The sequence below is a fragment of the Jannaschia aquimarina genome, assembly GCF_000877395.1.
Classification (GTDB): Bacteria; Pseudomonadota; Alphaproteobacteria; order Rhodobacterales; family Rhodobacteraceae; genus Jannaschia; species Jannaschia aquimarina.
Genome location: NZ_JYFE01000050.1, coordinates 13,791 through 31,657, shown reverse-complemented (window position 1 = coordinate 31,657; position 17,867 = coordinate 13,791). Strand labels below are relative to the sequence as shown.

The following is a 17,867-nucleotide window of genomic DNA, read 5'->3' as shown; positions in this document are numbered from 1 at the left end:
GATGACGCCCTCCGCCGACCTCCTCTGTTGCCCGATCTGCGACGCGCTGCATCGCCTCGACGATCTGCCGGACGGGCGGCGGGCCCGTTGCATTCGCTGCAACACGGTCCTCGGCACCGGCAAGCCGGAGGCGATCACGCGGATCGTCGTGCTGGCGGCGACATCGCTGATCCTGATGACGATCGTGGTGTTCTACCCGTTCCTGCAACTCAGGCAGGGCGTCTTCACGTCGAAGGCCTCTGTCTTCGACACGGTTATGACCTTCTCCAGCGGGGCGATGGCGCCGCTTTCGATCGCGGTCGGCCTCTTCATCATCATCCTGCCGGTGACGCGCCTGGCGCTGCTGGTCTGGTCGCTGTTCCCGCTGTCGATCGGGCGCCCGCCCTGGCCCGGTGCAAGCCGCGCGCTGCGCTGGTCCGAGGTCCTGCGCCCCTGGGCCATGGCAGAGATCTTCATGGTCGGCGTCGCCATCGCGTTGGTCAAGCTGGCGGATCTCGCGACGCTGACCATGGGTCCGGCCTTCTGGTCCTTTGCGGCCATCGTCTTCATCACCGCCCTCGGCGATACGCAGATGAGCAAGCACACCATATGGACGGCTCTGGACGATTCCACGCGCTGACGGCGCGCGATGCGGGGCTCGTGGGCTGCCGCACCTGCACTCGGGTCAACGAGGCCGGGGCCGAGCGGTGCGTGCGCTGCGGCGAGCGCCTCGCCAGTCGCGATCCGACCTCGATGCAGAAGGTCTGGGCGTGGTGGATCGCGGGACTGCTGTTCTACATCCCCGCGAATATCTGGCCCATGCTCATCACCTCGACCGTCGGGCGAGCCGAAGAGGCAACGATCATCGGCGGCGTGATCGACCTGGCCAACCTGGGGGCCTACGGCGTGGCCTTCATCGTCTTCTTCGCCTCGGTCATCATTCCGGTGGGCAAGTTCATCGCCATCGCCTGGCTGGCCCTGATCGTCCGCAAACCCCACGGCCACAAGCCCGGCCCGCTGCTGCACCTGTTCGAATTCGTCGAATTCATTGGACGTTGGTCGATGATCGACGTCTTCGTGGTGGCAATCCTGGCCGCGCTGGTGCAGTTCGACTTGCTCGCGACGATCAATCCCGGCATCGCTGCGGTGTGCTTTGCTTTGTCGGTCATCTTCACCATGCTGTCCGCCATGAGCTTCGACAGCCGCGCCATTTGGGACCGGATCGAGACGATCGCCGATGACTGACACGCCTCCCTCTCCCGCGATAGAGACGCAGAGCCGTCGCATGCCCGCGATCTCGGCCGTCTGGCTCGTGCCGATCATCGCCATCTTCATCGCGCTCGCGATCGCATGGCAATCCTGGCAGAACCGCGGCGTCGTAATCCAGATCCAGTTCCCCGACGCCTCGGGGGTGACCGTGGGCGAGACGACCCTGCGCTACCGGGAAGTCATCGTCGGCGTGGTCGAGGATGTGGGCTTTTCCTCCGATCTGGCCTCCGTGAACGTCTATATTCGCGTCAATAGCGATATCGCGCCCTTCCTGGACGAGACGGCGTCGTTCTGGATCGTCCAACCCGAGGTGACCGCACGTGGTGTCGAGGGCCTGAGCACGATCCTTTCGGGCACCTATATCGAGGGCACCTGGGACAACCGCATCGGAGATCCGCAAACCGAATTCGTCGCGAACGACCGGGCGCCCATCGTCCCACCCAACGTCGAGGGCACGGCCATCGTCCTGCGGTCGGGCGACGATGTGCGCCTCGATGCGGGCGCACCGATCCTCTACCGCGGGATCGAGGTCGGAGAGGTGTCTGCACCCCGCCTGTCCCCCGACGGATCCGAAATCCGGCTCGATGCCTTCGTGCGCGCGCCCTATGACCGGCAGCTTTCGACCGCGACCCGGTTCTGGGACTCGTCCGGCGTTCGGGTCTCGGTGGGCGGATCGGGCGTCCAACTCAATATCGGCTCTGTCGCAACCCTGCTCGAAGGGGGCGTCAGCTTCGACACCCTGATTTCCGGCGGGACCGAGATCGAGACCGGCACCGTCTTCGACATCTTCCCAGAACGCGAAGCCGCGCTCGCCTCCACCTTCGAGGCCCCGGCCCTGCGGTCGGTCCGGTTCTCGGCCCTGTTCCCGTCGGCGTCGTCCGGCCTCTCCGAAGGGGCGCCCGTCCGCTATCAGGGCGTCCGGGTCGGCACGGTCGCGTCGATCACCGGCTTCATCCGGCCCGACGACCCCCAACGGCAGGTCGAACTGCTTGCCGTGGTCGCCCTGCAACCGACGCGGATGGGGCTGACCGAGATGCGGTCCGATCTGGAGGGCGTCGATTTCGTGGGCGACCTCGTCGATACAGGTCTGCGCGCCCGCCTCGTCTCGACCTCGATCCTGGGTGGCGATCTGGCGATCGAACTGGTGAACGTGCCGGACGCGCCGCCCGACAGCCTCCAGATCGGCATCTCCGACACCCCCATTATCCCGACCGTGGAGCCCGATACCGAGGGGCTGGCCGCGACCGCCGAAGGCGTGCTGGCCCGCATCGGAGAGCTTCCGGTGGACGAGATGATCGTCGCGGCCACGGACCTGCTGAACAATCTCAACCGCATCGCTGGCTCGGACGAGACGCGTGCCCTGCCCGGCGCCGCGCTGGATGCCATCGAGCAGGGCGAGGGTCTCGCCCGCGACGCCCGCGCCATCGTCTCGTCGAACGAAACAGCGGCCGTCCTGAACGGGGTGCGCGAGGCGGTCGCCGACCTCCAGGCCATCACGGCCCGCTTGGCCGAACAGGATGTGGCGGACGCGCTCTCCTCCACGCTCGCCGCCGCCGAAGCCGCCGCCGCGAACATCGCCGCCGGCACCGAGGACCTGCCCGCCCTCTCCGAAAGCGCACGCTCTGCACTCGATAGCGCGAACCGCCTGATCGTCTCGGACGGAGTACAGGCCCTGCCCGACGAGGCGAGCGCTCTTCTGGCCGAGGCCCGCGCCGTCATCGCCGCGCCCGAAATCCGCGCCCTGATCGAGGATCTGCCGGTCATTTCGGAAGACCTGCGCACGATCACGTCCGAGCTGCGCAGCGCCCAGGCGGCCAGCGCCTTGACCTCCGCCCTCGATGCCGCCGAGCGGGCGGCCACGTCCTTCGCCGACAGTACGACCGACCTGCCGGAACTCACCGCCTCCGCGCGCCGCGTGACGGAACAGGCGGAGGTGCTGGCCGAACGCCTGACGCAACTGACCGAGAAGGCGAATGCCCTTGCGCTCGATGAATTGGTGAATTCGACCACGGACCTGATGACGACGGCGGATGCTTTCCTGTCCTCCGACGATGCCGGAGACGTGCCCGTCGTCCTCTCGGAGACCTTGCAGGAGCTTCGCCGCACCATCGAGACCATCAGAACGGGCGGCACGCTCGACAACCTGAACGCGACACTGAACTCGGCCTCCGGCGCCGCTGACTCGATCCGGATCGCCGCCGAGGACCTGCCGGCGCTGGTGAACCGGCTTCAGGGTTTGACGACCTCCGCGACCGGTGTGCTTTCGACCTATGACAGCGACAGTCGCGTCGCGCAGGAACTGTTCGCCACGCTCCGTGCCGCGACCCGGGCCGCCGAGGATGTCAGCAGCCTCTCCCGGACGATCGAGCGGAACCCCAACTCTCTCCTGCTCGGACGCTGACCATGTCCGGCCGGGACTTGCCCTACTTCATCTGCGGACCCTCTTCGGGAATACGCCCATGCGCCTGATCTGCCTGACCGCCTTCCTGCTCGCCGGTTGCGGGCAAACGCTCTATTACACGCCGCCCCCGGCCAATTCGGATCTGCGGGTGAATGCGCGCGCGCGTACGGTGATGATCAACGAAGTCTCGATGCCGGAATACGCCATCAATCAGGAAATCCCGATCCAGACGCCCGATGGCGGATTGCAGGCGGATACGGACCAGCTTTGGGCCGACCTGCCCGATCGGGCACTTCAGGTGGCCCTCACCCGGCACCTGAACCAGATCACCGATGCCCAGGTCGCGGCCGAGCCGTGGCCCCTGAGCGGGTTTCCCGAGATCGAGGTCAGCGTGACGGTCGAGACGATGATCGTTCAGGCGGACGGTCGGTTGCGGTTCACCGGTCTCTACGCGCTCCGCAATGACGCGACGCGCGGCGGGCGGATCGAGACCTTCGAACTTTTCGCCCCGGTCCCTGGAGAGGGATACCCCGCCATCATCGCCGCGCATGAGGCGGCGTGGCTTCAATTGGCAGAGACGATCGCCCGACAAATCTGACGCTTGCCGCGCCCCTTCAGTGCAATCCAGAAATCCGAAGGACGCGACGCGTCTTGATCACGCCGAAGGCACGCGCACCCGAAGTGGCTGTGTCCAGTCAGGCGTCTAGCAAGAGGCGATGGGCCGCGGCGGCGAGCACACCGACATTGCCGCCCAAGACATAAGCGAAACAGATCATGAAGACGCTATAATCGAGCCAGAACGCCGTCGTCGCGGCGGTCAGCCCGAAACAGAGCCCTGAAAACAGCGTATAGAATAACGTCTTCACGAAACCCAGTCCTCCCTGCATTGACCGGTTTGTCGTCCGCACGTCACTAATGTGACATGAAAGTAATTCTAATGCGCAATTATTCCACCTGATCGGCAAAAAGTTGCTTCAAGAAGTCGCAGCGTGGTCGGATAGCCACAAAAACGCTGCCTAATCGCGCATCAATGCGCAGCAGATCGGCAATTTAGAGGGTTTCCGGTGGTGCCGCTGAAGGGACTCGAACCCCCGACCCCATCATTACGAATGACGTGCTCTACCAGCTGAGCTACAGCGGCCAACCACCGTGACGGCGCCTCTAGCAGAGCCGTTCGGCCCCTTCCAGCCCCGAATTGCGCTGATCAGGCGACCGACGCCGCCGGCCTACATCCGCGACGTACCGCCCGTGGTCGGAGCTTCGTCCTGAGGCGCGGGCGGGCTCTCGCCGGCAGGCAGGGTGACGACCTCGTCGGCATCCTCGACACTTACCTTGCGCTTTTCGTCCGGCGCCGGCTCGGCGTCGACGACAGGCTCCGGTGGGGCGGGCTCGGGTGAGGGATCGTGCTCCGCCACGGCGGAGGGTGGCACCGGCGCGACCACCTCGTTGCGCGAGGGACCGACAAGCAACGGCACCACCTCCGACGGCAGGGCCTCGACCGTGGTCTCCGACTGGCGCGGCTCGGTCCAGGACAGGCTGTCGAAGGCCTCGCAACTCGTGCAGACGGGAACCCATGACCCATGCACGGTCCCGCAATTGTCGCAGACCCATTGCGGCCCACGCGAGGCCCCCAATGCCTTGGCGAGCCAGCCCCGCACGATCGCCTCGGACGCGCCCTCGCCGCGTTCGATCGCGGCCATCAGCGACAGACTGCGCGCCGTCGGGTGTGTCTCCGCCAGCTTGCCGAGCGCACGACGGGCACCGGGAAAATCCTCGGCGGCGAGATGCAATTCGGCATTCAGCAGACGGCTTTCCGGTGCCTCCGGATCCAGCTTCAGGAACGGCTCGAACCGCTTGATTCGAGCACTGGGCGTCTCCCCCGGTTCGATATCCGCGAAGGCCGCAGCGAGGTCGGGATGGTGTGTCTTCTGCCAGGCGGCCTTGAGCACCTTCGTCGCGCGTCGCTTTTCGCCGCTCTCGATATGCATCCGCGCGGCCAGCACGGCGGCGGGGATCAGCTCCGGCGACAGCCTGTTTGCCTCCAGCGCTTCGGCCCGCGCCTTGGACGCTTCGCCCTTGGCCAGCGCCTCGCGGGCATCGGCAAGGCTCAGCACGGCTTCACGGCGCTTGTAGACGTCCTTGGGCAGGGCGCCCGATTTCAGCTTGGCCGACAGGACCTTGCGCGCGCCCTCCCAATTCTCGTCACGGGCCTGAAGGCGGAGCAGCGTGTCCTGCGTTTCGACATGGCGCGGCTTCAGGGCAAAGGCCTTCTCGGCCAGCTTCATCGCCGTCGCCGTGTCGCCCTCTTCCAGCTTCTGGCGCATCAGGCCCCGCACCCCGACGAACCGGGTCCGATCTCGCGTCACCAGCCGCTTGTAGGCATCGGTCGCGGTCTGGCGCTCTCCGGCGGCTTCGGCCGCCTGCGCGACCAGCACGTCCGTCACCTCGGGCTTCTGAAGATACTTCTCCGCCTTTTGCGCCTTTGCCGCCGCCTCGCGCGATTCGCCCGAGGCCAGCGCGATCAGGCTTTCCGACAACGCCTCGTAGCCCTTCCGCTCCCGGTTGCGGTCGAAATACCGGCTGATCGCGGTGTCGTCGCCGTTGATGAAGCGCAGGACGCTGATCAGCAGGCCGACCAGCTTGAAGACGATCCACAGCGCCAGCATCAGCACCAGGAGTCCGAGGATCACCATGATCGGGGACAGGACGTATTCGCTACCGGCGAAGGTGATCAGCACCTCGCCCGATACCGACAGGAGCCAACGGGCCCCGAAAGCGAGGGCCACCACGGCGGCGACGAAGACCAGGATCTTGAAGAGCGACCAGAGCATTAAGCGATCCTTATCCCTCGAGGTAGTCTTGCAGCGCGGCTTCCGCCTCGATGCGGGTTTCGGCGCGTGACGTCCAATCCGATAGCACGGCACGGGCGCTTTCGGGCAGCGCGGCGATTTCGGACAGGGCGGCCGACAGATCGCCCGCGCGCACGGCGGCTTCCGCCCGGCTCAGCACGGCATCGGGGTCATCCCCCTCCCGTGGCTCGAGGCTGCGGGCGCCCAGCAGGGATCGGGCGATCCCTTGCAGGCCCGCCTCGCCGCCACCTTCGGTCCGGGCGGCGCGCAAGGCTTCGCGCGCCAGCGGCGGGAACGCGACGGCCAGATCGGAGACGGTGGGGACCCCTTCGGCCGCGGCCGCGGTCAGCGGCTCGGGCAAGTCACCCAGCATCTCGGCCTGCTCGGCAAAGGGGGCGCCGGTCTCGACGGCCAGGCTCAACTGGTTCTGCGCCGTCTCGCGGGCCAGCGCTGCGGCGTCGTCGGCGCCTTCGGACAGATCCGCGATCCGCGCTTCAAGCGCGGTGATCCGGCCCGCAAGGTCGGCCTCGGCGGTGTCGATCCGCGTGGCCAGATCCGCGACCTGGTTTCCGGTAGACGACACCCCCTCTTCGACCGACGCGATGCGATCCTGAAGCGGGGCGAGATCCGGGGTCGGGGCTGATGGCGCGGGTGCGGCGGGAGTGGCGTCGCCCTCGGCCGTGGCGGGTGCGGCGGGCCGGCTCTCCAACGTGGCGACCCGGTCCTCCAACTCGGCCAGGCTGGTCTGGAGCGGTGCCAGATCGACGCCGGCAGCGGGCAGATCGCCCATGCCAGACAGATCGGACCGCAGGGCCGCGACCTCGCCTTCCAGCGTCTCGACACGCGCGGCGTCGACCGCGGCCTCCTCCACGCGCGGCACACCGAAGGTCGCGACGGCATAGCCGATGCCCCCGGCAAGCAGCCCCCCAAGCAGCAGAGCGAAGAAGCCCGGCCCGCGCTTTTCAATGACCTGCGGCGGCGGCGTGGCGGCAGGCGCGGCGACTTCGGCAGGGGCTACGTTCCCTTCCCGGCTCTCACCCGTTGCAGCAGGAACCGTATCTCCACCAGCGTCGCTCGACTGTCTGGACCCGGCCTCCCCCTCTGGCAGCTCCTCCCGCGCGTCGGCTGCGGCCTTTCCGGCCGCCGTCTCGTCCAGGGCGGGATCGACCAGAGACGGAGAGGCCGCGATCTCGGCCTCATCGACACCGATCGGTTCGACCCTCTCGGACCCGGCATCATTGTCCAGCGCCGGGTCGATCTGCTTGGGGGATGCCTCGATCTCAGCGTCGTCGACGCCGATCGGCTTGGCCTCCGTCCCGGTCTCGGCCTCCGGGGCTTGGTCGGAGGGCCCGGCGTAATCTCCGGCCGGTCTGGTCGTCCGCGATGTCTTCTTGCGCGCCACTCGTCGTCCTCCGCCCCGCCGCGCTTGGATTGCGGCATCAACCGAAACTAGACCAGCCGTCCCCGCCTCTCAACCGCCGATCGTCCCGAGCACGGCAGACACCATCGCTTCTCCGTCCGGTCGGTCGGCGATGGCGGCGGGCGAGACGGGCAGGCCCTCGGCGGCCGCTTCGCTGATGGCGACGGCCCTCAGGTTCGACAACGCATCGGCGGGCCATTCGTTGCCCAAGAGGCGAGCCGACCGGGGCGAAAAGACCGGCACCACCACTGGACCGGCCCGCGCCAGCGTCCGCGCCGCGTCCGAAAGCGGGCGCGCCTGCGCCTCGTAGAGCACCGCTTCGGCGACCTGCATGCCGCGCACGCGAAGCGCTCCTGCCAGATCCGTCGCCACATGCGCCCCGCGGACATGCGTCAGCGGCGGCTGACCGTCCGGCATATCCTCGGCCAGGTAGGTTGCATTGCGCGACATGCCGACGACACGCAGCCCGGCCTCCCGCGCCGCGCGTGCGGTGCCCGGCCCGACGCACCAGACCGGCAAACCTGTCGCCCCGCCCGCCGCAATCCAGGCCGCGACGCCGTTCGCCGAGGTGGCGATCAACGCCTCCGCCTCGGGGGCACGCCCCGTGAAGACGATTTCGAGCAGCGGAGAGATCACGCAATCCATCCCCAGCCGGGCGGCGAACGCCTCGGACTGCGCGAGCGGTCGGGTCAGCAGGACGGGCGGCGTGGACATGGCCCGCACCGGGGCATAGGTCGAGGCGATGGCGCAAGTCCCAACGATGCTCGGGCTGGAATCCTCCTGCGACGACACGGCCGCCGCAATCCTGCACGGCCGGACAATCCTGTCGAACGTCGTGCTGCGCCAGGACGACCTGCACGCGGCTTTCGGCGGCGTCGTCCCGGAGATCGCCGCCCGCGCCCATGCCGAAAAGATCGACATCGCCGTCGAGCGTGCCTTGGACGAGGCCGGCCGTGACCTGTCGCAGATCGACGCGATCGCCGTCACTGCGGGTCCCGGCCTGATCGGCGGCGTGCTGGCCGGCGTGATGTGCGCCAAGGGCCTGGCCGCCGCCACCGGCAAGCCCCTGATCGGCGTGAACCACCTGGCCGGACACGCGCTGACGCCGCGCCTGACCGACGACGTGGCCTTTCCCTACCTCATGCTGCTCGTCTCGGGCGGGCATTGCCAGTTCCTGCGCGTGGACGGCCCGGACAGCTTCGTCCGTCTGGGCGGCACCATCGACGACGCGCCGGGCGAGGCTTTCGACAAGGTGGCCCGTCTTCTGGCCCTGCCCCAGCCCGGCGGGCCGTCGGTCGAGACCTGCGCGGAACAGGGCCGACCCACCATCGCCCTGCCCCGCCCGCTGATGGACCGTCCCGGCTGCGACCTGTCCTTCTCGGGCCTCAAGACCGCCGTGCTGCGCGCCCGCGACGACGCCGTCGACCGCGACGGCGGCTTGCGGGAGAGCATCCGCGCCGATCTCTGCGCGAGTTTTCAATCCGCCGTGCGCGACGTGCTGGCCGAAAAAGCGCGCCGCGCGTTGGCCGCCTGCCCCGATGCGACCGCCTTCGCCGTGGCTGGCGGTGTGGCGGCGAACGGGGCCATCCGCGAGGCCCTGCAGGACGTCGCCGACCGAGCTGGCATCCCCTTCCTCGCCCCGCCATTGGCGCTGTGCACCGACAACGCCGCGATGATCGCCTGGGCGGGGGCGGAGCGCCTCTTCCTCGGCCTGACCGACGACCTGACGCTGGCCGCCCGCCCCCGCTGGCCGCTCGACGAGAGTGCGGCGCCCATGCTGGGCTCTGGCAAGCGGGGGGCGAAGGCGTGATCGGCATCCTCGGTGCCGGGGCCTTCGGGACGGGCCTTGCCTGCGCCTGGGGGCGGCAGGGTCCGGTGACCCTCTGGGGGCGGGACACCGCCGCGATGGAGACGGCGCAGCGCGACCGCAGCACTCCGCGCCTGCCCGCCGCCACGCTGCCCGATGCCGTCCGCGCGACGGCCGACCCGGCGGATCTGGCCGAGGCGGAGATCCTGATCCTCGCCCTGCCGATGCAGAGGCTGGACGCCGCACTCGCCGAGATGGGCCAGTTCCACCCGCGCCATGCCGTCGCCGCCTGCAAGGGCCTCGAACTCGGCAGCTTGCGGGGCCCGACCGCCATCCTGCGCGACCGCCTGCCCGGCGCGATCCCCGCGATCCTGTCCGGCCCCTCCTTTGCCGCCGACATCGCCGCGGGGCTGCCCACCGCGCTGTCGCTCGCCTGCGCGGACGAGGCCGCCTGCATCGCCCTGCAAACGGCGCTCTCGACCCCGACGCTGCGCCTCTACCGAACGCCGGACGTGACCGGCGTCGAACTGGGCGGCGCGCTCAAGAACGTGGTCGCCATCGCCTGCGGGGCGGCCATCGGAGCGGGGCTGGGCGACAGCGCACGCGCCGCGCTGATGACGCGGGGCATGGCCGAGATGACGCGCCTCGCCGCGGCTCTGGGCGCGGCACCCCAGACGCTCTCGGGCCTCTCAGGCCTGGGAGACCTCGCCCTGACCTGCGCCTCGCCGCAATCGCGCAACTTCGCCCTCGGCCTGGCGCTGGGGCGAGGCGAGCCGCCGCCCGACGCCACGACCGAAGGGGCGGCCACCGCCCGAGCCGCGCTGGACCTCGCGGCGCGCCACGACGTCGAGATGCCCATCGCCGCCGCCGTCGCCGCCCTTGTCGCCGGCGAGGCGAGCGTGAAGGATGCCATCGACGCACTGCTCTCGCGCGACCTGACCACGGAATGACGCCCATGCTCCACGCCCTGATCTGCACCGACAAGCCCGGTCATCTGGAAGTCCGCAAAGCCAACCGAGAGGCGCATCTGGCCCATCTGAACGCCGATCCGTTCGTCCTTCAGGCCGGCCCCTTCGTGGACGAGGCCGGTGCGATGTCCGGCAGCCTGATCCTCTTCGACACGGAGGATCGCGCCCATGTCGAGGCCTTCGCCGCCGCCGACCCCTATGCCAAGGCGGGCCTCTTCGCCGATATCCGCATCGAGGCGTGGAACCGCGTGGTGAACAAATGAGCCGGTGGCTCTTCAAGTCCGAACCGTCCACGTGGTCCTGGGACGATCAGGTCGCCAAGGGCGACGCCGGAGAGGAATGGGATGGCGTGCGCAACTATCAGGCGCGCAACGTCATGCGGGAGATGAAGGTCGGCGATCTGGGCTTCTTCTACCACAGCCAGGACCAGAAGGCCGTAGTCGGCATCGTCGAGGTCATCGCCGCGTCCCACCCCGACAGCACCACCGACGACGAGCGCTGGGATTGCGTGGACATCAAGGCGGTCCGGCCCTTGCCGCAACCGGTGACACTGGCCGAGATCAAGGCCGACCCGCGCCTCTCGGACATGGCGCTGGTCCGTCAGGCCCGCCTTTCGGTGCAGCCCGTGACCGACGCGGAATGGGCCGCGATCTGCGCGATGGGCGGTCTGGACGAGGCGCCTTAACCGAAAATTGAACCAACCCGGCCTAAGCTGCGTTCAAGTGCAAGCCTGAATGGAGTTCGGCATGCCAAGACAGCGCCTTGTCCGCATCGAACGGGTCCGGTTGGACCCCTTGGAGGGTTTGGCCCACGGCATCGCCGTCCTGCGCGCTCCGGAAGGATCGCTCGACCGCTACCCGGTCGCCGCCCCCGTCGCCCCAGAATGGTCCTTCGAACGGACCCTCGACGCGTTGGGCCGCGCCGCCCGCGCCTGAGCCGAAACAAGGCGAAAATCCATCTGCTTCGCGGCGACACCGTTTCGCCCCCCGAAACGTCCTGTCTCTTTGATCCCCGATTGAAAACGTCCGCGGCATCACGAAGATGATCCCCGGGGAATAAGGGGTACATCATCATGTTCGAAGGTTCGGCTGCGCTTCTGGCGCTGCTTCCCATGCTTGCGCTCTTGGCACTTGTCGGAGGAGGCGGCGGCAGCGACGATGATGACGACGATCCCGTGCGCGCCGCCGGCACCCAGGAGGACGATAACCTTCAGGGCGGTCCCGGGGCGAACCTGATCGACGGCCTCGGTGGGAACGACGAGATCGACGGCCTCGAAGGCCGCGACGACCTGCGGGGCGGCGATGGCGACGACACGCTTCGCGGCGGCTTCGGAGAGGACACTCTCGACGGGGGCGACGGCGACGACCTTCTCGAAGGTGGCGTGGCGTCCGACCTGATCCGCGGCGGCGCGGGCAACGACGACATCCGCGCCGGCGTCGGACCGGCTGGCGACGACACGGCCTTCGGCGGCGACGGGGACGACACCCTCTCGGGCGGCGCGGGAAGCGACAGCCTCGATGGCGAGGCGGGCAACGACCTCCTGCGGGGCGGGGACGACGACGACATCCTCTTCGGCGGGACCGGACAGGATATTCTCGCCGGCGGCACCGGCAACGATACCGTCGATGGGGGCTAGGACGACGATCTGCTCAACGGCAATGCGGACGACGACCTGTTGCTGGGCGGGACCGGCAACGACACGATCGACGGTGACGGACGCGACATCGACCCGGCCGAGGCGGGCGACGACACTCTCGACGGGGGCGAGGGCATCGACGTCCTCCGGGGCAATGGCGGCGATGACAGCCTGTCGGGCGGCGCGGGCAGCGACGGCCTGTTGGGCGGCACCGGCGAGGACACGCTGGACGGCGGCGCGGGCGACGACCTGATCGACGGGCTGCGCGCCGGGGCCACGACGACCGGCCCGGACGGCGCGGGCGACGTCCTGGACGGCGGCGACGGGGACGACTCGATCCTGGCGGGTGCCGGGGATGTGGTGACCGGCGGCGACGGCGCCGATCTCATCCAGATCGGGGCGGGCGACGTGCTGACGAATGGCCCGGCCGTCATCGCCGACTACGAAGACGGCACGGATATCATCGAGATCGCCTTCGACGGAGACGATCCGTTGGCCATAACCGTTGCCGATGAAGGGGACGATGCCATCGTCTCCATTGACGGCATCCGCTCCGTCGTCGTCCAAGGGGGCGCGGGACTCCAAGCAGGGAACGTACGCGTGACGACAGAAGAACTGGAAAGCTTTGCCGATGCGACGGCATTCGAACGGGTCCTTACAGGCAGTGAAGACGACGACCGGATCGAGGGAACGGCAGGGGCCGACCTGATCGACGGCGGCGACGGGGACGACGAGATCAACGCCTTCCGCGGCAGCGACACGGTCGTGGGCGGCGCGGGCGACGACGATCTGAACGGCCAGCGCGGCGACGACCTGCTGGAGGGCGCCTTCAACGCGACCGTCTATGCCGGGGCGTCGGGCAGCAGCGGCGCGGACCTGATCGAGGGCGCGGCCGGCGATGATACCCTGATCGGAGGCGGAGGCGACACCATGACCGGCGGCATCGGATCGGACCTGTTCCGCGTCGTCGTGGCCGAAGACGGTCTGGCCACGATCACCGACTGGAATACCGGCAGCCGCGCCGACATCGTCGAGATCGGCATTCCCGAAGGACAGGATGCGACCCTGCCCGTCACCGTGCAGATGGATGGCGAAGACAGCGTGATCCTCTATGGCGGCGAGGCCGTGGCGCGGGTTGCCGCGGCCCGGATCGACGCCGCCGATGTCCTCGTCCGTACCGTCTCGGGGAGCGCGGTCACCTGACGCCGTCCCCCGGCTCGGCAGGTCCGCTTGACCCCGGAGCACCTCCGTTCCAAAGCCCGGGACGGAGGTGCCGCCATGACCGGATCCGAGAACCAGACCGCCGATGACCGTCTGATCGTCGCGCTCGACGTACCCAACGCCCTGGCCGGGCTCGACCTGGCCTCCCGGCTGGGTGACGCCGTGTCGTTCTACAAGATCGGGCTTGGCATGCTGACCGGTGGCGGGCTCGCGCTCGCCAACGAGCTCAAGGACGAGCAGGGCAAACGAATCTTCCTGGACATGAAACTTTTCGATATCGGCGCGACGGTCGAGGCGGCGGTGCGGGGGCTGGCGCAGTTCGGCCACGACTTCCTGACTGTCCATGGCGATCCGCATGTCGTCCGCGCCGCCGCCCAGACGAAGGGCGAAATGAAGATCCTCGCTGTCACCTTCCTGACTTCGCTCGACCGGGCGGACCTGGATGCGGGGCTGATCGTTCCGGGCGACCTACCGGATCTGGTCTCCACCCGCGCCGGTCGGGCCTTCGAGGCCGGAGCCGATGGCGTCATAGCCTCCCCGCAGGAGGCGGCCATGGTCCGGGCACTGCCCGAAGCCGCGGGCAAGCTGATTGTAACGCCTGGGGTCCGTCCCCCGGGCGGCGACAAGGGGGATCAGAAGCGCGTCGCAACCCCGGCCGAGGCGATCGGGGCGGGGGCCGACCACATCGTGGTGGGCCGCCCGATCCATGCCGCCCCGGACCCGGCAGCGGCGGCGCGGGCGATCCTTGGGATGCTGCCCTAGTCGCCGACCGCGCCACCGCCCACGAAGAAGCCGAGCATGGCCAGCGCGAGCAGCGCGATCACCGCCACGCCGACCCAAATGCCCCAGCCGCCGCGGCGGGACCGCTCGGGCGGTCGGGCCGGGTCGAGCGGCTTGGTTTCCTTGCGCGTCGTGACGGTCATTCGGCCACCTCTTCGGCGGCGTTGGGAACGAGTCGCTCTCCGCCGATGGACAGCTCATCGACATTGGTCGCCGGCAGGCCCTGAACCTGATCAGCCGCCGGACCGTCGATGGTCGGCGCGATCAGGAACGCGCTCGTGAAGTACCAGGCCCCGAACAGGGCTACGACGAAAAGGGCGCCGAATGCGGCGTATCGTGCAGTGGAGCTCGACTGGCCGTCGCTCGTATCGCTCTGGGACATGACATCCTCCGTTTTCTCAGATCACTGCGAAAACGGGCGGGGGCGGCCAGACGTTCCGTCATCCGCCGCACTCTTCTTCCCCCGCATGGGCGGCGAGGGTCTGCAGCAAGGCTCTCGGGCCGGCCCCCGGAACGGTGTGCTCCGAACGCGCCTAGTCGTTCACGTCCTCGTCGAAGGTCTTCACGCTGCCGCCCGGCGCGCCGTAGATCCGGCGCAGCACCAGCCAGACAATACCCGAAGCCACACCCCAGATCAGCAACAGCGCCGTCAGGCCGTACTGTCCCGTCACCGGGAACAGGGCGTCGAAGATCCCCGTCAGAAGGCCCAGCGCGACCACCGCCGCGCCGATGCCGAACCCCAGCAGGACGTAGCCCGGCGCGAGGATTTCGAGAATGATGAGGACGGCCGAGCCGACCGCCCAGACCCACCATCCGGTCCAGATCAAGCGCGACCCCGGAACATCTTGAACGCCTCGCCGAAGGCATCCATCGCGGAGGCCGGCACGACCACCGTCTGCGATCCGCCCGACTTGCCCAGCGCCGTCAGCGATTCGACCTGTTTTAGCGCGACCTGATACTGTGCCGCCTCCAGCCCGTGATCGGCGATGGCCTTGGCGACGACCTCGGTCGCATAGGCTTCGGCCTCGGCCTGGATGCGGCGGGCCTTGGCCTCCTGCTCGGCGGCGTAGAGCTCCGCGTCGGCCTGCAACTCGACCGCCCGCTTGCGGCCCTCGGCCTCGGTCACCTGAGCACGGCGGGCGCGTTCGGCGTTGAGCTGCTGCAGCATCGCGTCACGGGTCTGGGCATCCAGGTTCACGTCCAGCACCTCGGCGCGGGTCACCTCGATCCCCCAATCGTCCACCGCGTCCTCGACCTGCGCCTTGATCTTCGAGATCAGCTCGGCCCGGTTCGACTGAACCTCGTCCAGTTCCATCATGCCGATCTCGGCGCGCACGATACCGGCGACCGTGGTTGCGATGGCGCCGTCCACGTCGCGGATCCGGTAGACCGTCCGCTCGGGCGACAGGATGCGGTAGAAGACGCTGGTCTCGACATTCACCAGCACGTTGTCGCGGGTGATCGCGTCCTGGCTGGCATTGGGAAGCTGCCGTTCGAGGATGCTGACCTTGTGGGCCACCTTGTCGAGGAAGGGCACGATGATGTTGATGCCCGGGCCCAGCACCGATTTCAGACGCCCGAACCGCTCGACCACGAACTTCTCGGATTGCGGAACGATCCGCACGCCAAGCATCACGCAGACGATGACGAAGATCGCCACCGCGATCAGGACGGCGTTACCGCCCGCGAAGTCGAGAAGTGCCTGAGGGATGTCCATGCGTGCCTTCCTTGTCGTTGCCGACGGGATGTGGGCACGGTTCGATCACGTCACAACAAGCGGGCGGCACAATCGCGCGCCCCCTGTGACGACCCCGCATCAAGAATGGCGGGATTGTGGCGCCACCGGCAGCGTGCGGCGGCCCGGTCCCGCCACAAGCAGTGCCGCGTCGCATTCCAGAACCGACCGGTCGAGCTCTCAGAGCACGAACAGCGCCAGCAGGAGCAGCAACGCGATCATCGCGCCGACGACCAGCCACAGCTTGCCGCCCTTGCCCTCGGGCGCCTCGACGGCGGCATGGGCACTGCCCGAAGGCGCTTCGGTCGCCTGACCGGGCGACGCGCGTCCGGGTGCCGCCGCTTCGGGATGCGCATCGGGCGACAGGGTGGCATCCTCGCGGGCGGCGTCTTCCGAGACGGCACGCCGTTCTGCTTCGGTCTCCGGGCGGTAGGTATCTTCTTCACGGGCCATGGCTTCCTCCTCGGATGGGGAACGCCGCCTTGCCGCACCCCGTTCCGTCCGCCCGCCGGGGGGCGTAGACTGACCCCATGCCGTCGCTCTGCCGTGCCTGCCTGACCACCTTCGCCGACGGGGCCCGCTGCCCCCCCTGCCGGTCGCCGCGCGTCACCGCCCATCCCGAACTGTTCGACCTGTCGATCGCCCACATGGATTGCGACGCCTTCTACGCCAGCGTGGAAAAGCGCGACCGCCCCGATCTGGCCGACAAGCCGGTCATCATCGGCGGCGGGCGGCGGGGCGTGGTCTCGACCTGCTGCTATGTCGCCCGCATCCGCGGCGTGCGCTCGGCCATGCCGATGTTCAAGGCGCTGCAGCTCTGCCCCGACGCGGTGATCATCAAGGGCCGCATGTCCCTCTATGTCGAGGTTTCGCGCAAGATCCGCACCATGATGGAGGATCTGACCCCCGCCATCGAGCCGCTGTCCCTCGATGAGGCCTTTCTCGACCTTACCGGCACCGAAAAGCTGCACGGTGCCCCGCCCGCCGTCATGCTGGCCCGCCTCACCCGGCGGATGCAGGACGAGCTCGGCATCACCGGCTCCGTGGGGCTCAGCCACAACAAGTTCCTGGCCAAGATCGCCTCGGATCTCGACAAGCCGCGCGGTTTCTCGGTGATCGGCCGGGCCGAGACCGAAGCGTTTCTCGAAGCCAAACCCGTCGGCATCATCTGGGGCGTCGGCGTGGCCGGGCAGGCCTCGCTGGAGCGGGCGGGCATCCGTACCATCGCCGATCTCAAGCGCTGGGACCGAAAGGATCTGGGCGCGCGCTTCGGGTCCATGGGCGACCGGCTCTGGCATCTGGCCCGAGGCCGGGACAACCGCCCCGTCAAGCGTGACCGGCGGCCCAAATCGATCTCCAAGGAGACGACCTTCCGCGAGAACACCTCCGACGCCGACATCCTAGACGGCCATCTCTGGCGCCTGTCCGAGCAGGTCAGCGACCGCGCCAAGGCCAAGGAGCTCGCCGGCCGCACCGTGACGCTGAAACTCAAGCGGGCGGATTTCACCCTCGTGACCCGCCGCGTCGCGCTGTCGGAGCCCACGCAGATGGGCGACCGGATCTATCGCACGGCGCGCGGCCTTCTGGATGCGTTCGGACGCACCGGCGACGTGCGCCTGATCGGGGTGGGCCTGTCCGATCTGGCCCCGGCCGAGCTGGCCGACCGGGCGGGCGACCTGCTGGACCCGGGCTCGGAACGCCGCGCGGCGGCTGAACGCGCGACCGATGCGATCCGCGACCGCTTCGGAACCGACGCCATCATCAAGGGGCGCGCCCTGCGCTGAGGCCTTGCGAGGATCTCG

Annotated in this window: 22 protein-coding genes and 1 tRNA gene; 13 read left to right on the top strand and 10 right to left on the bottom strand. The window is 68.7% G+C overall.

The features are described 5' to 3' along the window. Nucleotide 1 precedes the first annotated feature (1 nt). Genes jaqu_RS14045 through jaqu_RS14030 form a run of 4 tightly spaced genes read left to right on the top strand, consistent with a single transcriptional unit; the run spans nt 2 to nt 4,247 of the window. The gene (locus tag jaqu_RS14045) at nt 2-619 is read left to right on the top strand and encodes a paraquat-inducible protein A (RefSeq protein ID WP_043919630.1); all 618 of its coding nucleotides are present in this window, start codon (nt 2-4) and stop codon (nt 617-619) included. Beyond that, a complete protein-coding gene (locus jaqu_RS14040) occupies nt 589-1,224 on the top strand; it encodes a paraquat-inducible protein A (RefSeq protein WP_043919629.1) in 636 nt (211 codons plus the stop codon). The genes jaqu_RS14045 and jaqu_RS14040 overlap by 31 nt, the downstream gene beginning before the upstream one ends. Nucleotides 1,225-1,264: 40 nt before the next feature. Beyond that, nucleotides 1,265-3,649, top strand: a complete 2,385-nt coding sequence (locus jaqu_RS14035) for an MlaD family protein (RefSeq protein ID WP_052500979.1) — start codon at nt 1,265-1,267, stop codon at nt 3,647-3,649. Nucleotides 3,650-3,707: 58 nt separating this feature from the next. Further along, on the top strand, nt 3,708-4,247 hold the full coding sequence (locus tag jaqu_RS14030) for a PqiC family protein (RefSeq protein ID WP_043919628.1): 540 nt from the start codon (nt 3,708-3,710) through the stop codon (nt 4,245-4,247). A 97-nt stretch (nt 4,248-4,344) separates the two neighbouring features. On the opposite strand, the gene jaqu_RS21680 is transcribed toward jaqu_RS14030, so the two are convergent. The 5 genes from jaqu_RS21680 to jaqu_RS14005 form a co-directional block, all read right to left on the bottom strand. Further along, a complete protein-coding gene (locus tag jaqu_RS21680) occupies nt 4,345-4,515 on the bottom strand; it encodes a hypothetical protein (protein ID WP_161793874.1) in 171 nt (56 codons plus the stop codon). A gap of 199 nt (nt 4,516-4,714) precedes the next feature. Beyond that, nucleotides 4,715-4,790: transfer RNA gene (locus jaqu_RS14020), tRNA-Thr, on the bottom strand. A gap of 85 nt (nt 4,791-4,875) precedes the next feature. Further along, nucleotides 4,876-6,480 (bottom strand): heme biosynthesis protein HemY, encoded by a 1,605-nt coding sequence (locus jaqu_RS14015; protein ID WP_084629856.1) that lies wholly within the window; start codon nt 6,478-6,480, stop codon nt 4,876-4,878. Between the two features lie 10 nt (nt 6,481-6,490). Beyond that, the gene (locus tag jaqu_RS14010; protein WP_043919626.1) at nt 6,491-7,900 is read right to left on the bottom strand and encodes a COG4223 family protein; all 1,410 of its coding nucleotides are present in this window, start codon (nt 7,898-7,900) and stop codon (nt 6,491-6,493) included. Nucleotides 7,901-7,969: 69 nt separating this feature from the next. Further along, on the bottom strand, nt 7,970-8,632 hold the full coding sequence (locus tag jaqu_RS14005) for a uroporphyrinogen-III synthase (RefSeq protein WP_043919625.1): 663 nt from the start codon (nt 8,630-8,632) through the stop codon (nt 7,970-7,972). Between the two features lie 28 nt (nt 8,633-8,660). On the opposite strand from jaqu_RS14005, the gene tsaD reads away from it, so the two are divergent. The 8 genes from tsaD (at nt 8,661) to pyrF (ending at nt 14,312) form a co-directional block, all read left to right on the top strand. Continuing rightward, a complete protein-coding gene (tsaD, locus tag jaqu_RS14000; protein WP_043919624.1) occupies nt 8,661-9,728 on the top strand; it encodes a tRNA (adenosine(37)-N6)-threonylcarbamoyltransferase complex transferase subunit TsaD in 1,068 nt (355 codons plus the stop codon). Next, nucleotides 9,725-10,675, top strand: coding sequence for an NAD(P)H-dependent glycerol-3-phosphate dehydrogenase (locus tag jaqu_RS13995; RefSeq protein ID WP_043919623.1), 951 nt, complete (start codon nt 9,725-9,727; stop codon nt 10,673-10,675). The genes tsaD and jaqu_RS13995 overlap by 4 nt, the downstream gene beginning before the upstream one ends. Beyond that, nucleotides 10,672-10,956 carry a YciI family protein gene (locus tag jaqu_RS13990; protein ID WP_392387220.1) on the top strand — a complete coding sequence of 95 codons (285 nt, stop codon included), beginning with the start codon at nt 10,672-10,674 and terminating at the stop codon, nt 10,954-10,956. Before jaqu_RS13995 ends, jaqu_RS13990 begins: the two co-directional genes overlap by 4 nt. After that, on the top strand, nt 10,953-11,378 hold the full coding sequence (locus tag jaqu_RS13985; RefSeq protein ID WP_043919621.1) for an EVE domain-containing protein: 426 nt from the start codon (nt 10,953-10,955) through the stop codon (nt 11,376-11,378). The genes jaqu_RS13990 and jaqu_RS13985 overlap by 4 nt, the downstream gene beginning before the upstream one ends. 61 nt (nt 11,379-11,439) lie before the next feature. Next, a complete protein-coding gene (locus jaqu_RS13980; protein WP_043919620.1) occupies nt 11,440-11,628 on the top strand; it encodes a hypothetical protein in 189 nt (62 codons plus the stop codon). 137 nt (nt 11,629-11,765) lie between these two features. Further along, nucleotides 11,766-12,329, top strand: a complete 564-nt coding sequence (locus jaqu_RS20745; protein ID WP_052500978.1) for a calcium-binding protein — start codon at nt 11,766-11,768, stop codon at nt 12,327-12,329. A 39-nt stretch (nt 12,330-12,368) separates the two neighbouring features. Next, on the top strand, nt 12,369-13,532 hold the full coding sequence (locus tag jaqu_RS20740) for a calcium-binding protein (protein WP_052500977.1): 1,164 nt from the start codon (nt 12,369-12,371) through the stop codon (nt 13,530-13,532). A gap of 75 nt (nt 13,533-13,607) precedes the next feature. Then, complete coding sequence (gene pyrF, locus jaqu_RS13970) at nt 13,608-14,312, top strand: orotidine-5'-phosphate decarboxylase (RefSeq protein ID WP_043919619.1); 705 nt, start codon at nt 13,608-13,610, stop codon at nt 14,310-14,312. Here pyrF and jaqu_RS21675 read toward each other — a convergent pair. From jaqu_RS21675 to jaqu_RS13950, 5 genes are all read right to left on the bottom strand, one after another. Further along, complete coding sequence (locus tag jaqu_RS21675) at nt 14,309-14,473, bottom strand: hypothetical protein (protein WP_161793873.1); 165 nt, start codon at nt 14,471-14,473, stop codon at nt 14,309-14,311. The genes pyrF and jaqu_RS21675 overlap by 4 nt on opposite strands. Next, a complete protein-coding gene (locus tag jaqu_RS13965; RefSeq protein WP_043919618.1) occupies nt 14,470-14,712 on the bottom strand; it encodes a hypothetical protein in 243 nt (80 codons plus the stop codon). The genes jaqu_RS21675 and jaqu_RS13965 overlap by 4 nt, the downstream gene beginning before the upstream one ends. A gap of 151 nt (nt 14,713-14,863) precedes the next feature. Next, nucleotides 14,864-15,157, bottom strand: a complete 294-nt coding sequence (locus jaqu_RS13960) for an NfeD family protein (RefSeq protein WP_043919617.1) — start codon at nt 15,155-15,157, stop codon at nt 14,864-14,866. Continuing rightward, nucleotides 15,154-16,047 carry an SPFH domain-containing protein gene (locus jaqu_RS13955; protein WP_043919616.1) on the bottom strand — a complete coding sequence of 298 codons (894 nt, stop codon included), beginning with the start codon at nt 16,045-16,047 and terminating at the stop codon, nt 15,154-15,156. The genes jaqu_RS13960 and jaqu_RS13955 overlap by 4 nt, the downstream gene beginning before the upstream one ends. 198 nt (nt 16,048-16,245) lie before the next feature. Beyond that, nucleotides 16,246-16,518, bottom strand: coding sequence for a hypothetical protein (locus jaqu_RS13950; RefSeq protein ID WP_043919615.1), 273 nt, complete (start codon nt 16,516-16,518; stop codon nt 16,246-16,248). 77 nt (nt 16,519-16,595) lie between these two features. Between jaqu_RS13950 and jaqu_RS13945 the strand changes: the two genes are divergently transcribed. Further along, on the top strand, nt 16,596-17,849 hold the full coding sequence (locus jaqu_RS13945) for a DNA polymerase IV (protein WP_043919614.1): 1,254 nt from the start codon (nt 16,596-16,598) through the stop codon (nt 17,847-17,849). Nucleotides 17,850-17,867: the final 18 nt, after the last annotated feature.

Bases quoted from the DNA above. Each gene is read 5' to 3' on its own strand.
- jaqu_RS14045 (WP_043919630.1), top strand. From the start codon at position 2: ATGACGCCCTCCGCCGACCTCCTCTGTTGCCCGATCTGCGACGCGCTG.
- jaqu_RS14040 (WP_043919629.1), top strand. From the start codon at position 589: ATGGACGGCTCTGGACGATTCCACGCGCTGACGGCGCGCGATGCGGGG.
- jaqu_RS14035 (WP_052500979.1), top strand. From the start codon at position 1,265: ATGCCCGCGATCTCGGCCGTCTGGCTCGTGCCGATCATCGCCATCTTC.
- jaqu_RS14030 (WP_043919628.1), top strand. From the start codon at position 3,708: ATGCGCCTGATCTGCCTGACCGCCTTCCTGCTCGCCGGTTGCGGGCAA.
- jaqu_RS14015 (WP_084629856.1), bottom strand. From the start codon at position 6,480: ATGCTCTGGTCGCTCTTCAAGATCCTGGTCTTCGTCGCCGCCGTGGTG.
- jaqu_RS14005 (WP_043919625.1), bottom strand. From the start codon at position 8,632: ATGTCCACGCCGCCCGTCCTGCTGACCCGACCGCTCGCGCAGTCCGAG.
- tsaD (WP_043919624.1), top strand. From the start codon at position 8,661: ATGGCGCAAGTCCCAACGATGCTCGGGCTGGAATCCTCCTGCGACGAC.
- jaqu_RS13990 (WP_392387220.1), top strand. From the start codon at position 10,672: ATGACGCCCATGCTCCACGCCCTGATCTGCACCGACAAGCCCGGTCAT.
- jaqu_RS13985 (WP_043919621.1), top strand. From the start codon at position 10,953: ATGAGCCGGTGGCTCTTCAAGTCCGAACCGTCCACGTGGTCCTGGGAC.
- jaqu_RS13980 (WP_043919620.1), top strand. From the start codon at position 11,440: ATGCCAAGACAGCGCCTTGTCCGCATCGAACGGGTCCGGTTGGACCCC.
- jaqu_RS20745 (WP_052500978.1), top strand. From the start codon at position 11,766: ATGTTCGAAGGTTCGGCTGCGCTTCTGGCGCTGCTTCCCATGCTTGCG.
- pyrF (WP_043919619.1), top strand. From the start codon at position 13,608: ATGACCGGATCCGAGAACCAGACCGCCGATGACCGTCTGATCGTCGCG.
- jaqu_RS21675 (WP_161793873.1), bottom strand. From the start codon at position 14,473: ATGACCGTCACGACGCGCAAGGAAACCAAGCCGCTCGACCCGGCCCGA.
- jaqu_RS13965 (WP_043919618.1), bottom strand. From the start codon at position 14,712: ATGTCCCAGAGCGATACGAGCGACGGCCAGTCGAGCTCCACTGCACGA.
- jaqu_RS13955 (WP_043919616.1), bottom strand. From the start codon at position 16,047: ATGGACATCCCTCAGGCACTTCTCGACTTCGCGGGCGGTAACGCCGTC.
- jaqu_RS13950 (WP_043919615.1), bottom strand. From the start codon at position 16,518: ATGGCCCGTGAAGAAGATACCTACCGCCCGGAGACCGAAGCAGAACGG.
- jaqu_RS13945 (WP_043919614.1), top strand. From the start codon at position 16,596: ATGCCGTCGCTCTGCCGTGCCTGCCTGACCACCTTCGCCGACGGGGCC.